The organism is Rothia dentocariosa ATCC 17931, from assembly GCF_000164695.2.
In the GTDB taxonomy this organism is placed as follows: domain Bacteria; phylum Actinomycetota; class Actinomycetes; order Actinomycetales; family Micrococcaceae; genus Rothia; species Rothia dentocariosa.
This window is the reverse complement of the sequence record NC_014643.1, coordinates 558,066-572,571: the sequence shown is the minus strand read 5'-3', so window position 1 is coordinate 572,571 and position 14,506 is coordinate 558,066. Positions and strand designations below refer to the sequence as shown.

Here is a 14,506-nt window from a genome sequence, read left to right as displayed (position 1 = left end):
AAAACAAGGTACCCTAGAACATAGGAAAGACTAGAGAGCGATCCGTGGGTTATGCGCGCCTTGGGTGTGGTGGCTGCGGACATGAGGAAAGAGGGGGTCACGCCATGGGGCGCGGCCGTCAGAAGGCTAAGGCAACACGGCAGGCTCGGGAGATGAAGTACTTCAGCCCCGAGACCGACTACAGTGCACTTGAGCGCGAGCTCAACGCTAAGAACACTAAATCCTCCGAATCATCTTCTCGTCGCTATGATGATGAGGATGATTACTCGGCATACGCGGAGAAATATGCCAAATATGATGATGAGGTGTAGCGGTAGAGCCCTAGCGTTACGCTCATACGCGAACCGGCTTAAGCACCCTGCAGGGTGACTTGGGCCGGTTTTTGTATACTTTGCGGGCGTGCTTGAGCGGCCTACGGGTTTTCAGTTGGCTTGTTTGCGCATCTGCTGATGCTGGCGGGCATCCTGCGGTATGGATACGATAGTGTCACCTACGAAAATGTACAATACCCGAATAAGGTCCGTGCCCACCTGGATATTCCCGCCAATGAAATCGCACTCGCGGGAATTGTCCTCGGTTACCGCAGTGATGACAAGGCGAATTCGCATCGCAGCCCCCGCTCCAACGGTCGAGGGGATTTTAACGATCACATAAGGAGAGAATGATGGGAACTAAAGATGATATTGTGCGCATAGCCACCGACTATATCCAAAGGAACGGCGTCAACGCTTTTAGCTACGCAGATATAGCGCGCAAAATGAACATCAAAAAACCCAGCATTCACTACTATTTCCCTGTGAAATCCGATCTCGTGCGTGCAGCCTTCGAAAAGTACAGCGCAGACTTTTTTGAGACGCTGCACCAGGGTGTGGATGCGGCACGCAGCCTCCGCGAAGAACTCGAAGCCTATATGAGGCCCTACCGTGCGAACCTGGAACAGGGCTATAAACTCTGCCTTTGCTCAATGTTGGCGCTGGAATCCCTGGGGCAGAGCGCATCCGCTTATGATGCTGAAGAGGAAAAGAAGACGGTGAAACGGGGAACGCATATCAACGCAACGTTCGTGCCCCTGCGCGCCCAAGCTGAAAACCGTGAGCCTGCCGAGATCAACACCGCAGACTTTCAGGCTAAGAATATTCGCTGGCTCGCCGAGCGTTTTGAGCATGCCGGGTACGATCCCGAGCACTCGCAGGCAGAGGCGGAGTCCTTATTTTGCACGGTGCAGGGCGCGCAGCTGATAGCACGCTCCGCACAGAGCCTTGATCTTTTCGACTCCGTCACAAAGCGGCACCTCGATAACCTCACCGGTGCGTAAGCGCGTATCACGCAGAGGCGGCAGGCTTATTGCGAGTTATTGTGCATTTTGCGGTTATTTAAGTCGCCCGATGCACGATAACCCGCGAAATAGAAATCGGACTAAGACAGTCTTGCGTCTAATGCATCAAGCTGTGTGAAGTATATGCGAATGGTGAGGCGATCCCCGGAAATGAATACTCATACATAGCTAAAACATAGCTTCTTCATGTTTTAAAACGAGAAATGCCACGCATTCTAGAATCATGAAGAACGGAAATACTACCGCAACACTGCCAGTCGAACAGGTCGAAGAGACTTCTGAAATATCCCAGAAACCTAAGAAAAAGAAAGTAACTAGGCGCGTTCTCTTAGGAGGTGGCCTCGGCACCCTTGCCGTCGCAGGTGTTGGTGCTGGTTGGGCATATAATCGTTATCTTGCCGAGCATACGCAGATTGATGACACCGTATCCTATGAAAAATCACAACAAGCAAAGAATAATAATTCATCATCTGACGGTGCCTCAAGTCCCAGCGAACTCACCAACGTTAAGGTCACCTCTGACGGCTTGAGCGCCAGTGAAGGCTCTATCACCATTACCAAATCCACCGAAGGAAGCGGCAACAACGCGGTCGTTTCCTTTACCGCAGAGATCAAACTCAACGCCATGACCCTGCTGCGCGGAGCCTTCGCCAACAACAAATTCGGGCAAAACATTATCGATACGCCCTCCAATATCGCCGCGCAGCACAACGGCATCTGGGCGATTAACGGCGACTACTACGGGTTCCGTGACACCGGCATCGTCATTCGCAACGGTGTGGCATACCGCGATTCCGGCGCCCGTGAAGGGCTCGCGTTCTACCAAGACGGCTCCGTCAAACTCTACGACGAAACCGGCACGAACGCGCAGCAGCTCCTCAACGAAGGCGTCTGGAATACGCTTTCCTTCGGGCCGGCACTCGTGCGGGACTCAGAGGTTGTCAGCGGCATTGATCAGGTTGAGGTCGATACCAACTTCGGCAACCACTCCATTCAAGGCAACCAGCCGCGTACCGGTGTGGGCGTGCTCGGGCAGAACCACCTCGTATTTATCGTGGTCGATGGGCGTTCCGACGGGTATTCGCGCGGAGTTACCATGCCCGAATTTGCCTATATGTTCAAGGAACTCGGGTGCGTGAGCGCCTATAACCTAGACGGCGGCGGATCCTCGGTGATGGTCTTCAACAACCAGCTAGTCAATAAACCGATGGGCGGCACCAAAGAACGCGGAACCAGCGATATTCTGTACATCGCCGGGAGCGCATCATGATAGTCCTGATACCCGCCTATAAACCGGATGAATCTCTCGTGCAGTTAGCGGAGCAGATTACAGAATTGGATGCGCACGCCGAAATCCTGGTGGTCGATGACGGCTCAGGAAGCACCTACGTGCCGATCTTTACCGAGCTGGCGATTCGGGGCATCACGATTATTACCCAACCTGCAAACCGCGGAAAAGGCGCGGCCCTGCGTACCGGGCTGGCGTGGGCACGGACGCATCGGCCCGATCACATTGTGGTAACGGCGGATGCTGACGGGCAGCATTTACCCCGCGATATTCTGCGCGTGGGCGCTAAAACCGAGCGAATGGCGAGCATCGGTACGCGTGCCCTCGTGCTGGGGGTACGCACCCTGCCGGATACTCGCGCCGAGTTCACTGAGCCCACCGTTCCTCTGCGTTCCCGGTTGGGTAATGCGCTTACCGTCGGGTTCTTCACGCTGGCGACGGGCACTCGCATTGCCGACACCCAGACGGGGCTTCGCGGGTTTACCACACAGATGATTGATTGGGCTCTCAGCCTGCGCGGCGATAAATACGAATACGAGTTTTCAATGCTGCTTCGTGCTAGCCGGGCCGGGGTGGAGCTTATTGAGCTGCCCATCGTGAAAGTATATGAGCTGGGGAACCCGAGCAGTCATTTCCGCCCGATCCGCGATTCCGCACGAATCTACGCGCCGCTGTTGGGATTCTTAGTATCTTCCTGCACCGGGTTTATCGTGGATGCGCTCGCCCTCTTTGCCCTCGTAGGCGTGGGTTTTGCTCTGCTCCCGGCGATTGTGCTGGCGCGCATTATCTCGGCGCTGACGAATTTCAGTATTAACCGTATTCTCATGAACGACGGTGCCGATCGCCCCTCGCGGGCGGTGTCCCTGGGGCGCTATGCGATTTTAGCGGTGGGGATTTTGCTTGCAAATGCTGCGCTGATGGAGGTTCTCACCGCTTTCGGGGTCGTGCTCATCGTGGCGAAGATCCTGACCGAGCTGACCTTGATTCCCCTCAGTTTCGCGGTACAGCGTCGGTGGGTTTTCCTGCCAGCACCGCCTCCGCAGACTACGGAGCAAAACGAGCGCTCACGCGAGCTTGCCACGCATTCTTTGTAGAACATCCTGCGGCGTAGGTCTCTTCCTATAAAAGGCTCATTATTCAAATAATGAGCCTTTTATAGGGAGGGGGAACATAGATTACTTAGTCAGAAGCCGGGGCCATTTCCGAAAGTTTAGGCAGTGTGCGAAGACTTCTTTGTGAGAGCATCAGGATCAAAGCCAAAACCATAAACGATCCGTAAAAGAGAACCGTTCTGGAAATCCCCCACTGCACATACATGATGCCAGCAAGCAATGCCGCCACAGGAGCTAGAAGCATATTCGGGATGCCCTGCGCCGAATGTACACGTCCTATCATGTCTACCGGAGTCGAAGCATTGATATACGCGACGATACTGGAATTGAAGGCAGGAAGCGGCACTCCCGAAATAAGCATCAGCGCACAGGTTATCCAAAAATAGTCGTGGGTGAACGCCGCTGTCATGTAGCATATGACCATCATCCCGACCGCCAGCACACCCAATGTTCCTAAGGCGAAACGCTCCGTCATCCACCCGACTGTTAGGGACCCTAAGAGCACTCCGGCACCAAAAACACAGGCAAAAATACCGATACTGTAGGCCGCAATACCCTGTTCCGCGTAATAATAGATGAAGACGAGTGGCAGTCCTGTTGCGGCAAAGTTCGCGCAGCAGGCTACAGATGCGATCGCTACAAGAACACGGTTCTTCACAACATACATGAGCCCTTGGGCGAGGTCGGCAAAAAATCCGGTAGATTGTGTATCGATGACAGTATCGGACACCGTAGTTTCACTGCCTGCCTGCCGGTGCTTACGCTCGGCATGCACAACAGTAGATGAACTAGGTGCCGCCAGAAAAGCTGTGAAATTGACAAACGCGTGCACGCAAGCGGTCAGAATCAAAGAAGTGGAGGCGAGTAGACCCGCTAACGGGCTGCCAATTAGGTTCGCGGCAGATTCTCGTGTTTCTCCTAATCCAGAGGCGTACCCGAGCTGTTTGGTAGGCACCACCCGTGCGATAATAGCCTGCTCGCTGGGGTAATCGAACGATGATGCCAGTGCCATCACGCACAGGATGCCTATCAGAATTGGAACAGAACCGACGTTTGCGAGAACACACAGGGTTAGGACTATCCAGGTGATGCACTGCCCCATGCATGAAAGCGTAAGAGTGTATGTGGGCTTATATCTGTCGACAATAACTCCAGTCAGGAAGCTCGCCAGTATGCGTGTTACACCTGTAGCAAAGAGGGCAAGACTCGCGTTTTCGGGGGAGCCGGTGAGGAACAGCATGATTAGGGGAACACTTATATAAGACATAGCGTCTGACAGCTGGTTCGCACCTATCGCGAATACTGTGCGTCTCAAAGGGATATTTGCCCGCAAAAGGCTGTGTTTACTCATGGGGTTCTCCAGATATTCAAGGTTGTGAGGCTACTATGCCTCATAGCAGCGCAACACCGCATCATGCCTCATAGCCGCTACATATTGTGCAGAGCAGACAGGCGCGATGCGGTTATTGCCCTCATCAATTACTCAAATAAAAACCCCGTGTGTTGAGCATGGATGAGATTTGTATGATGTCCTATATCATAGACATGCATCACACATAAAGTAAAATTTTATGTAGACTTAAAATTGCACATATTTTCTCTATTTCACTTCTTACTAAAAAGGCTCTTGATGTATATCAAGAGCCTTTTTATGTGTTATCCGTCAGGGGCTTTTAGTAGCGGTAGCCTACGTTATAGTAGCCGTAGCCGCGGTAGCTGTTACCCCAGCCGTAGGGGTACGATGCCCACCACGGATGCCCTGAACGGTGCATCCACGGGGTGTTGTGCCAGCTTCCACGGTGTCCGCGGTGGTATCCCCAACCGCCCCAAGAACCGTATCCGTAATCCCAGCGGTTCCATGCACCGTATCCCGACCAGGGATCGTACCAGGGGCTGGGGGAGTAGTAGCCTTGACCCGGGTAATCGTACCAGTACCACCATGAAGGAGGCGCTGGCTTATAAGACTCCGAAGGCGCGGGCGTGGGTTTCTTGGTTTCCACAGGAGCCGGGCTCGGCTTAGGAGTCTCAACCGGTGCGGGCTTGGTAGGCTTCGGTGAAGGTTTGGGCTTGATCGGCAGAACCGGCAGCTGTTCCTCATATGGAGGCAGCGTGGGCAGCGGCTTCGACGGAGGGGGCGCAATCGGGCGTACAGGCTTGCTCGGCGCAGGCGTTGGGGTAGGTGTGGGCGCAGGCTCAGGATTTGAGGTTTCAGCCGGTGCCGGAGTAGAGCTGTCGGACGGAGCAGGCTCAGGCTTAGAAGGTTCGGACGGAGCAGGCTGAGTCGGTGTAGGGTTCGGCTGTTTCTCCGATTCTACGAGCTCATCGACCTTATCCATTGCCTTAGCCGCATCTATAATGCCGGCGCCGCAATAGTCACGATCGCAGGTGATCGGGTTAGCGGTGGATTTCAGAATATCCAGAGCCTTCTCGTAGCTCAGGTTCGGGTATTTTGACCGCATGATGGCAATCGTGCCCGCAACGTGAGGAGCCGCCATCGAGGTACCCTCATATTCGGCGTAATCTTCCTTCTCGGGAACAGTCTTGCCTTTATTCACCAGCGAAAGAACGCCCACACCCGACTGCCTAAAATCGCCGCCGGGGGCGCTGACGGCAACGGTCGAGCCGTAGTTAGAGTAGAGTGCACGTGAATTTCCAGGGTTGCTTGCACCCACGTTAATCACGCCGTTACAGCTGCCGGGAATTTGAGCCGAAGCATTCTGATTTGAGTTTCCGGCGGAGGTTACGATGATGCTGCCGCGCTTGTTCACGGACTCGATGGCACGGTTGTAGGTGCGCGAGCATTTCCCGGCACCGCCCAAAGACATGTTGATAACCTGCGCGGGGTGCTGGTTTGCGGGTACACCCCTCACGGACCCACCGGATGCCCAGATCAGCCCATCGATAATGTCTGAATCGTAGCCGCCGCAGGCACCCAGGACGCGCACCGGCACGATCTTGGCTTTCGGGGCTACCCCGGCAATACCGATGTTGTTGTTGCCGACGGCCGCTATAGTCCCCGCAACATGGGTGCCGTGCCAGGTTGAATTGGTGGCTTTTGCCCCAGAACCGCACTGCCCTTCAGTGGTCCAGTCGCCTTCATCCTGCGGGTTGTTATCGCGTCCGTTGCCATCGCGTGCAGCGGAGGCATCCGACACGAAATCGTAGCCGGGCAGCACATTCTCGTTTAGGTCTGAATGCTTGGTAACGCCGGTATCGATCACGGCAACGGTCACCTGGTGATCCCCCGCGTGCTTCAGTGCATAATCGGCTTTGATAGTGGTGAAACCCCACAGGCGTGACATCTTAGGATCGTTGAAATCGACCTTGTCCGAGCCGGGGAGGCTACCGGTGGGCTGGCGTTTGAGATCCGGCTCGACCGAGTCCACCTGCGGGTTCTCGGCGAGCGTCTGCATATACTGCTTTGCCTGCTGCGCATTCAGAGGCTTTGACAGAGAGACCACCGAATCATTCTGCGCGGTATCACGCACATAGGTGGTTTTAATGCCGAGGAGCTCGTCAAGCGAATTTACGCTCTTCTCGATGCCTTGGTAGAGTTCGGGAACAAACTCGGAGTATTCGCCAGATTCCAGTCCCGCGATATCAAGGTTGTTCTTGGCCTGGTCGGCATAGTTGATGATAAAGCGGTCATAGCCCTGTTCCTGCTGCTGCACCGAGGTTGCAGTCAGAATATCCTCAGTCTGTGAGGATGCGGGAATTCCGGTCTTCGTTGATACCGGTGATGCGGGTGCGGCGTGAGCGGACGGTGCGCAGAGCCCTACCATCAGGGATGCGATACCCGCTACGCTCAGCGCCGCTATGCGGGTCCGCTTCACCGTAGGGTGTTCGATGAGTGACATGAAATGTCCTATGTTCAGTTATGTGTGAGTGAATATATGTGATGGCGAATTTGTGATTGAACTCGTCATCAAAAAATAGAATATAGGGCGTTTTGAAAAAGTGCATCTTGAAAGTATTTCAACTCAAAATATTTTTATATATTTCGCACTAAAATATATTTACACATAAAGTTTTACTATTAAAATATTGGTGAAATCCTTGATTTTGCAAGGCAGAACCAAGGTCTAATTTATTCTCCCAGGGGAAATAATAATGTATTTAATATACATCACACTATCTGGTATACGAGATTTAGGGTCTTGGAATACTTTAAAGTTTTCCGAAAGTGCAAGATGATAGGTAGCCAAGTATTGAGTAAAGATTTAAAGCTTGCGCAAAATTAGCACTATTGCCTAATAAGATCGCCGCAACAGCACACAAAACGCGAGCAGATGATTCGTTAAAAATCATCCGCTCGCGTTTTATAGATATAGGGCAGGGGAGCTACAGCGTAAAACCCTGTCAGAGCGCAGGCTAGACCGCGTAACTGCCGTAAAGCCGCACTGCGCCTCCATCAACGCCCTTGGCACCCTGCACATAGTCAGGGTTATTTAGATCGGGGGTGCCAGCCTTCACCACATCCCCCATAATCCAGGCTGAAATACCGCGCTCATTCAGACGACTCACCGCAGCATCTGCCACCGCAGGATCAACAATCGCAATCATGCCCACGCCCAGGTTCAGGGTGCGCTCCAGGTCGGCAAGCGGAACCTTACCGAGCGAACCGACAAGTGAAAAAATCGCCGGAATCTGCCAGGTCGAACGGTCCACGCGACCCTCCAAACCCTGCGGCAAAACACGCGCCAGATTAGCGGCGAGACCGCCTCCGGTCACATGCGAGAACCCACGAATACCGTGACCGGTCTGCCCTTCGGCACCATTGACCGGGAACGCAGCCGCCAAATCCAGACAATCCGCCGCATACACGCGAGTAGGCTCTAAAAGCTCTTCGCCCAAAGCACGGCCGAGCTCGTCCACCTGACGATCCAAGCCCCAGCCTGCCACATCGATCACCTTACGCACCAGCGAGTACCCGTTCGAGTGAATACCCGAAGAAGCCATACCAATCAGCACATCGCCCTCGCGCACGCGATCGGGGCCGAGCAGTTCATCGGCCTCCACCAGACCGGTTGCGGCACCGGCAACATCGTACTCATGTTCAGCCAAAAGCCCCGGATGCTCCGCCGTCTCGCCGCCCACCAACGCAGTACCGGCAACCTTGCAAGCCCCGGCAATACCCCGCACAATATCGGCGATACGCTCGGGAACGACCTTGCCCGTAGCAATATAATCGGTCATGAAAAGAGGCTTCGCGCCGCACACCACAATATCGTCCACGACCATACCCACCAGGTCGTAGCCAATCGTGTCATGAATATCGAGCGCCTGCGCGATAGCGACCTTCGTGCCCACACCATCCGTAGAAGTCGCCAAATAGGGCTTGCGATATGAGGACAAGGCCGAGAGGTCATACAGCCCGGCAAAACCGCCCACACCGCCGACCACCGAAGCGTTGTGAGTCGCCTTCACCGCATCCTTCATCAGCTCGACGGCGCGGTCGCCCGCCTCAACATCAACGCCAGCGCTTGCATAGGTTACAGAGGTGCTGTTTTCGCTCATGGGTTTATTAGTCCTTCGGGGTTATAGGGCGTGAATTAACGTGTGCGGGAACCAAGTCTTCCTCGGTCAAAAGCGCTTCAAGATCGGCGTCGGGACCGGGGTTGCACATGCCCGGTGCCGGTTGTTGAGCTTCCTGAGCAGACTCAACGGGTGCGGATGCCCCAGAGCCAGCCTGCGCCTGAACCACCGGAAGCGCTGCGGTATCGAACTTGTTCTCCAAGGTATCGGTACCCGTGCGGGTTTCAATGGAGACAGCCTCCGCATGCTCGGGCTTGTTTGGTACCGGGCGCTCAACGGTCACCTCCGCCGCCTTGCCGGCGAGCGGTCCACCCTTGCCTTCTTCGGCATTGAAGAGCGACTTGCCGCGGCGCTCCTCCGAGGGGAGCTCAATCGGGTATTTGCCGGTGAAGCACGCCGTGCACATGCTTTTCGCGGGCTGTTCGGTTGCCGCCATCATGCCGTCTTCCGATATAAAACCGAGCGAATCGGCACCGAGAGAAGCGCAAATTTCGTCCACCGAAAGACCGTTCGCGATCAGCTCTGCGCGTGAGGCGAAGTCGATACCGTAGAAACAGGGCCATTTCACGGGCGGGGAAGAAATGCGCACGTGAACCTCTTTCGCCCCGGCTTCACGAAGCATGCGTACTAGGGCTCGTTGAGTGTTGCCGCGCACGATCGAATCGTCAATGACAATCAGACGCTTGCCCGCAACTACAGATTTGAGCGGGTTCAGCTTGAGTCGAATACCCAACTGGCGAATAGTCTGCGAAGGCTGAATGAAGGTACGCCCCACATAGGCGTTCTTGACTAGACCGTTACCGTAGGGAATGCCGGACTGCTCGGCGTAGCCGATGGCCGCAGGGACGCCGGATTCTGGCGTGGGCATCACCAAATCGGCTTCGACCTGGTGTTCACGGGCGAGCTGGCGCCCCATCTCCACGCGAGATTCGTAGACAGAGCGCCCCGCAATCGTGGTATCCGGGCGAGCCAGGTAGACGTATTCGAAGACGCATCCGGCGGGTTTTGCCTCAGCAAAACGGTGTGAACGCAAGCCATTTTCGTCGATCGTAATAAGTTCGCCGGGTTCAACCTCGCGCACAAAAGATGCACCCACAATATCGAGTGCCGCAGTCTCGGAGGCAACCACCCAGCCCCGCTCCAAACGCCCCAGCACCAGCGGGCGAACGCCCTGCGGGTCACGCGCCGCATAGAGAGTCTGCTCGTCCATGAACGTGAGGCAGAATGCGCCTCGCAGGGTGGGCAGCAGATCGAGAACGGCTTCTTCTAGAGAATCAAAATCGTGCTCGGCTAAAAGCGCGGTTACCAGTGCGGTATCGGTCGTATTGCCCTGTGCCAGCTCACCAAACGCCGGGGGCTTGCCGCCGTTCTTTTGCAGCAGCTTATCATAGAGATCTGCCGAGTTCGTCAGGTTGCCGTTATGCGCCAGGCAGAGCGTGCCGTGCGGGGTGGTGCCCAGAGTCGGCTGAGCGTTCGCCCAATGGGATGCGCCGGTCGTGGAGTAGCGCGCATGCCCGATAGCGTGTTCGCCCGGCATAGAGCTGAGCGTGGCCTCATCAAAAACCTGGGACACCAGCCCCATGTCTTTATACACGTGGATGCGCTTGCCGTTGCTCGTTGCGATACCGGCGGATTCCTGCCCGCGATGCTGCAGTGCATACAGGCCGTAGTAGGTTAGTTTTGCCACGTCCTCACCGGGAGCCCAGACACCAAATACGCCGCAGGCGTCCTTGGGTCCGTGGTCTATCGGATCGAGATCGTGAGTGAGTTTTCCGTCAGGACGAATCAATTCACATCTTTTCGACGTTGGGACTGCGGGAAAGTCTTGTCTGCGCGCGGGTGTGTGAGCCGCTGAGCAGCCGTACCCTCAGAGGGGAGTACACAGACATTTCTAGTCTACCCTCTTTCACGCTACCCTGTGGTGCACGCTACGAAATTTAACGCCCGCAGGGGTGATGAATATGTCACGTGTGGCTGCGCCAAGCGTTTTAGGATGCGCCGCTCGCTCCTACTCATCCTCTTCTTTGGATTCTGGCTCAACCCGCGCCGTTACGGACTTTTTGAGGGACCGGCGGTCAAGCCACAGGGCCACGAGGGCGCCCAACGCCACACCAACGGCACCGTAAATAACCGCGATAACACCGAACACTGATGTTTCAGAATATGACGGGTCGCCTGGACCCACGATCACCGAAATAAACGCCGCAATAAGCCCGATGACGAGCCCCAGCATCATGAAAGCTACCACCGACGGGGCACGGCGAACCCGCACCTGTGAGTATTCAACCTCGGTTTCAGGGGATGCTTCAGCTTCGGGCGTGGGGGATTCCGGTTCCGAAGAATCAGAGTGGGAATTAGAAGGTGTGTGTGCGCTACTCATGTCTTCAAGTCTATCTTTTGGGGTGAATCCTGCCTAATGATTCTTGGCGATGCTGGGATGCGGAAAACGCGGCTGAAGAAGTATTACCTGCTCTAGGGCGTGCGCGATAAGACTTAAGATGTCGTTATCAGGTAGCTCGGCGCCTAGAACAAGGGGAAGTAGCGGGATAGGTTGCTGCGTTCGCCGCTGGCGGTCAGTAGTCCGGATGCGCTCGCATCGTCCCAGGTCAGGGCACCGGCAGCCAGCGCACACCAGATAAACCCGTTCGTTTCGACTACACTCGGCGGAGTGCCGCGGGTATGGCGAGGTCCGGCAATACATTGGGTAACTCCGTAGGGTGGAACCCGAACCTCCACACTGTTGCCGGGGGCGAGCGTGGCGAGCTCTTCAAGGGCGTACCGCACAGCGGTAGCACGTGCACTGCGCGGCAGGCGAGCGAACGATTGTTCTATATCGTCTCGATTTTCCGCACTAATAAGCGGTTTTTCTCCGGAAAGCACAGTATCAAAAACCTGTCTAACCTGTGCAAAGGCGGCCGCGCCGTCAGCCTCCGAAACTCGACGGCGCACACTCACGCGCTCTCACCCACCAGCGGTTCCAGATCCGCGCCGGGAACCCAGCTTCCAACCTCGCGGGGTGCATTATCCTGCACGCCGCCAATCACGGGGCGAGTCACCTGCGGAAGAAGCTGCTGCACCTGCTCGGAAGGCAGATGTCCCGTAGCTTCCAGCGCCCACAGCGCAACCGGGTAAGCAGCACGGGTTGCGCCGTCAGAAATCTTCACGACCACAGATGCGCCAGAACGCAGGCCCACACACAATACCCCGGCGGCGCCGCTTTTGACGACCGCATCCAGCTGCTCACTCAACACCGTATCGGGCATGCCCGGGGCCTGGATCAGCTCGGGGTAATCCACCATCGCAGTCGCCACGGTTGAGGCGCGCGCATCCGCATCCATATTGCGAATCGCCGTGCCGAGCGTCGAATAGGCACGCGCCAAGCCCAACGCAGAGACCGCCGCGACGGGGGCACCGCATCCGTCAATACCCGATGTGCCCACAGGCTCGCCCGTAAAACTCGCGATCTCCTCAGCAATCATGCGCTGCAGCGGATGCTCGGGGTCGCAGTAGTCCTTCATCGTCCACTGGCGTGAATCCGGGTCTACAACCGAGCGGTCCAGCTGCGCGGCACACGCCCACAGAAACCCGGCATGCTTGCCCGAACACGGATGCGCAAGCGGAGTCTTCGCCAAATCCGCGCGTACCATCTGTTCGTGCGCGTGTGCATCAGCGGGGTAGGCGGTAGGGCAGAGCAGGGCGGTCGCATCAACACCGGCGCCCTGAAGTACGTCTTGAACCGCGCGCATCTGCTCGAACGTTCCCTGATGCGACCCGCACGCGATCGCTACCTGCGCGCCACGCAGCGGCGCCCCCGATTTGAGCGTGCCGATAGCCTGCAGTGGCTTGAGTGCCGAGCGGGCAAAGAATGGCTGGCTCATGTCTCCGAGGGCAAGATCGGTGGTGCCTTCGGGGGAGAGCACCACCACAATACCGTGGTGGGTCGTCTCGATCAGATCGTTACGAGTCTGAAATACGAGTTCGGCATCTGTGAGGGAAAGCTGAGGAGAAGTCATATACCCACAATAATAGTGCTAAAAATAGAAATTCTAGCGGATAAAATCACATGAGCGCGGTGATGGCTGCCGTACCGCCAAAAATAATGCCGGGCGCATTCGCAATCACAATGGGCCAGTCTTTCTTCTCGCGCCACAAACCGTATGCTACCCACAGCGTGCAGTTAATGCCTGCAACGAGTGGCTGGATCCAGTCGCCCTTATGGCCGTTGATATTGCCGATAATTTGCGGGAAGTAGAAGACGTACATGAGCACCGCGGTTACGGATGCTACGCGCGCCAGAATCGGGAAAAATCTGGCGTGAATATCCGATTCTTTATGCGTATCTTGGGTGGGGGTCTGAGTGCTGGAATTTTGCGCGCTCATGAGGGTCCTTTCGTCTGTGTAATATGCCCTGCGATGTGCCCGACCAGTAGAGCAGACCGTATTCACAAGACAACTTAGCCTACTCCCGTTCCCTGAATAGCGCAAAATACGTGGCGCTTGTGAGCTGTCTGAAAGGACGCTCCCGGTACACTGGTAGAACAGTAAAACGCGGCGGAGGCATCATGTCCGAAGACCCTGCAGCCCTTGGGAACAACCCTCACTCTAAACGGCCCGTCACCGTGGGTAAATATCCCAAAATATACTTGCCGGCGAAGTTTCGGCTTCTGATCACCGGTATCGCTCTGATACCTGTGGTCATAGTTGCGGGGCTGAACCCTGAGCGGTATGACCTCATCATGATCGCCTTGCTGATTACCGTTATCACAGCTTCACTAGCGAATGCATACCAACGACTACTTGTTACTCATGAAGGCTTTATTCTGCTGTACATGCCACTGTTTCGGCGGCGTATTGCTTGGGACGAGGTTACAGATATTCAAGTACTCCCCGAATACGATGTGGTGCATGAAACTGTAGGCATCGGGTTGCGTTTAGCACCCGGTACCGGTTTGATATTTGGTAATCTGCGGCACGGACCAGCACTGAAAATCCAGGCACGCATTAAAGACCATGAGAAAACCTATATTTTCATCTTCCCACCCGCAGAGCAGAAAGCATATGAGGCGTTTGTGGGTGAGGTCCGCTACCGCGCCTCTTGGGGCAGCTAACTCACGGACACAGGGAAAACCACAAAACGTGGAAAACAGCTGAACGGTTCAAAACACTATTCGGCGGGCACAACGTTACACGGTAAAAATATTTGGGGGCAGAGGATCACTGGGTAAAGCACAGTCA

The 14,506-nt window shown here is 55.6% G+C and carries 14 protein-coding genes; 5 read left to right on the top strand and 9 right to left on the bottom strand.

Translation table 11 applies throughout. From position 1 onward, the window contains the following. Positions 1-104: 104 nt before the first annotated feature. A complete protein-coding gene (locus HMPREF0733_RS02475) occupies positions 105-311 on the top strand; it encodes a DUF3073 domain-containing protein (RefSeq protein ID WP_013397806.1) in 207 nt (68 codons plus the stop codon). 111 nt (positions 312-422) lie between these two features. Here the strand turns inward: HMPREF0733_RS02475 and HMPREF0733_RS11105 are convergent, their stop codons facing one another. Beyond that, complete coding sequence (locus HMPREF0733_RS11105; protein WP_041321558.1) at positions 423-608, bottom strand: hypothetical protein; 186 nt, start codon at positions 606-608, stop codon at positions 423-425. A gap of 56 nt (positions 609-664) precedes the next feature. On the opposite strand from HMPREF0733_RS11105, the gene HMPREF0733_RS02465 reads away from it, so the two are divergent. The 3 genes from HMPREF0733_RS02465 to HMPREF0733_RS02455 all read left to right on the top strand — a co-directional run bounded on the left by HMPREF0733_RS02465 (position 665) and on the right by HMPREF0733_RS02455 (position 3,718). Next, on the top strand, positions 665-1,315 hold the full coding sequence (locus HMPREF0733_RS02465; RefSeq protein ID WP_115333546.1) for a TetR/AcrR family transcriptional regulator: 651 nt from the start codon (positions 665-667) through the stop codon (positions 1,313-1,315). A 244-nt stretch (positions 1,316-1,559) separates the two neighbouring features. Then, entirely contained in the window at positions 1,560-2,606 is a 1,047-nt protein-coding gene (locus HMPREF0733_RS02460; RefSeq protein ID WP_013397803.1) for a phosphodiester glycosidase family protein, read from the top strand. Beyond that, entirely contained in the window at positions 2,603-3,718 is a 1,116-nt protein-coding gene (locus HMPREF0733_RS02455) for a bifunctional glycosyltransferase family 2/GtrA family protein (protein WP_013397802.1), read from the top strand. Before HMPREF0733_RS02460 ends, HMPREF0733_RS02455 begins: the two co-directional genes overlap by 4 nt. Positions 3,719-3,803: 85 nt before the next feature. Here the strand turns inward: HMPREF0733_RS02455 and HMPREF0733_RS02450 are convergent, their stop codons facing one another. The 8 genes from HMPREF0733_RS02450 to HMPREF0733_RS11345 all read right to left on the bottom strand — a co-directional run bounded on the left by HMPREF0733_RS02450 (position 3,804) and on the right by HMPREF0733_RS11345 (position 13,651). Further along, the gene (locus tag HMPREF0733_RS02450) at positions 3,804-5,087 is read right to left on the bottom strand and encodes an MFS transporter (RefSeq protein WP_013397801.1); all 1,284 of its coding nucleotides are present in this window, start codon (positions 5,085-5,087) and stop codon (positions 3,804-3,806) included. A 322-nt stretch (positions 5,088-5,409) separates the two neighbouring features. Beyond that, the gene (locus tag HMPREF0733_RS02445; RefSeq protein WP_013397800.1) at positions 5,410-7,593 is read right to left on the bottom strand and encodes a S8 family peptidase; all 2,184 of its coding nucleotides are present in this window, start codon (positions 7,591-7,593) and stop codon (positions 5,410-5,412) included. Positions 7,594-8,107: 514 nt separating this feature from the next. Further along, positions 8,108-9,253 (bottom strand): phosphoribosylformylglycinamidine cyclo-ligase, encoded by a 1,146-nt coding sequence (purM, locus tag HMPREF0733_RS02440; protein WP_013397799.1) that lies wholly within the window; start codon positions 9,251-9,253, stop codon positions 8,108-8,110. 7 nt (positions 9,254-9,260) lie between these two features. Further along, on the bottom strand, positions 9,261-11,060 hold the full coding sequence (gene purF, locus HMPREF0733_RS02435; RefSeq protein ID WP_013397798.1) for an amidophosphoribosyltransferase: 1,800 nt from the start codon (positions 11,058-11,060) through the stop codon (positions 9,261-9,263). Positions 11,061-11,279: 219 nt separating this feature from the next. Continuing rightward, on the bottom strand, positions 11,280-11,651 hold the full coding sequence (locus HMPREF0733_RS02430) for a hypothetical protein (RefSeq protein WP_041321555.1): 372 nt from the start codon (positions 11,649-11,651) through the stop codon (positions 11,280-11,282). Between the two features lie 143 nt (positions 11,652-11,794). Continuing rightward, on the bottom strand, positions 11,795-12,226 hold the full coding sequence (locus HMPREF0733_RS02425; protein ID WP_013397795.1) for a sterol carrier family protein: 432 nt from the start codon (positions 12,224-12,226) through the stop codon (positions 11,795-11,797). Beyond that, entirely contained in the window at positions 12,223-13,284 is a 1,062-nt protein-coding gene (locus tag HMPREF0733_RS02420) for an asparaginase (protein WP_013397794.1), read from the bottom strand. The genes HMPREF0733_RS02425 and HMPREF0733_RS02420 overlap by 4 nt, the downstream gene beginning before the upstream one ends. Positions 13,285-13,330: 46 nt before the next feature. Then, entirely contained in the window at positions 13,331-13,651 is a 321-nt protein-coding gene (locus tag HMPREF0733_RS11345; RefSeq protein ID WP_004005522.1) for a PQ-loop repeat-containing protein, read from the bottom strand. Between the two features lie 182 nt (positions 13,652-13,833). On the opposite strand from HMPREF0733_RS11345, the gene HMPREF0733_RS02410 reads away from it, so the two are divergent. After that, on the top strand, positions 13,834-14,379 hold the full coding sequence (locus HMPREF0733_RS02410) for a hypothetical protein (protein ID WP_013397793.1): 546 nt from the start codon (positions 13,834-13,836) through the stop codon (positions 14,377-14,379). Positions 14,380-14,506: the final 127 nt, after the last annotated feature.

Bases quoted from the DNA above. Each gene is read 5' to 3' on its own strand.
- HMPREF0733_RS02475 (WP_013397806.1), top strand. From the start codon at position 105: ATGGGGCGCGGCCGTCAGAAGGCTAAGGCAACACGGCAGGCTCGGGAG.
- HMPREF0733_RS11105 (WP_041321558.1), bottom strand. From the start codon at position 608: ATGCGAATTCGCCTTGTCATCACTGCGGTAACCGAGGACAATTCCCGC.
- HMPREF0733_RS02465 (WP_115333546.1), top strand. From the start codon at position 665: ATGGGAACTAAAGATGATATTGTGCGCATAGCCACCGACTATATCCAA.
- HMPREF0733_RS02460 (WP_013397803.1), top strand. From the start codon at position 1,560: ATGAAGAACGGAAATACTACCGCAACACTGCCAGTCGAACAGGTCGAA.
- HMPREF0733_RS02455 (WP_013397802.1), top strand. From the start codon at position 2,603: ATGATAGTCCTGATACCCGCCTATAAACCGGATGAATCTCTCGTGCAG.
- HMPREF0733_RS02450 (WP_013397801.1), bottom strand. From the start codon at position 5,087: ATGAGTAAACACAGCCTTTTGCGGGCAAATATCCCTTTGAGACGCACA.
- HMPREF0733_RS02445 (WP_013397800.1), bottom strand. From the start codon at position 7,593: ATGTCACTCATCGAACACCCTACGGTGAAGCGGACCCGCATAGCGGCG.
- purM (WP_013397799.1), bottom strand. From the start codon at position 9,253: ATGAGCGAAAACAGCACCTCTGTAACCTATGCAAGCGCTGGCGTTGAT.
- HMPREF0733_RS02430 (WP_041321555.1), bottom strand. From the start codon at position 11,651: ATGAGTAGCGCACACACACCTTCTAATTCCCACTCTGATTCTTCGGAA.
- HMPREF0733_RS02420 (WP_013397794.1), bottom strand. From the start codon at position 13,284: ATGACTTCTCCTCAGCTTTCCCTCACAGATGCCGAACTCGTATTTCAG.
- HMPREF0733_RS11345 (WP_004005522.1), bottom strand. From the start codon at position 13,651: ATGAGCGCGCAAAATTCCAGCACTCAGACCCCCACCCAAGATACGCAT.
- HMPREF0733_RS02410 (WP_013397793.1), top strand. From the start codon at position 13,834: ATGTCCGAAGACCCTGCAGCCCTTGGGAACAACCCTCACTCTAAACGG.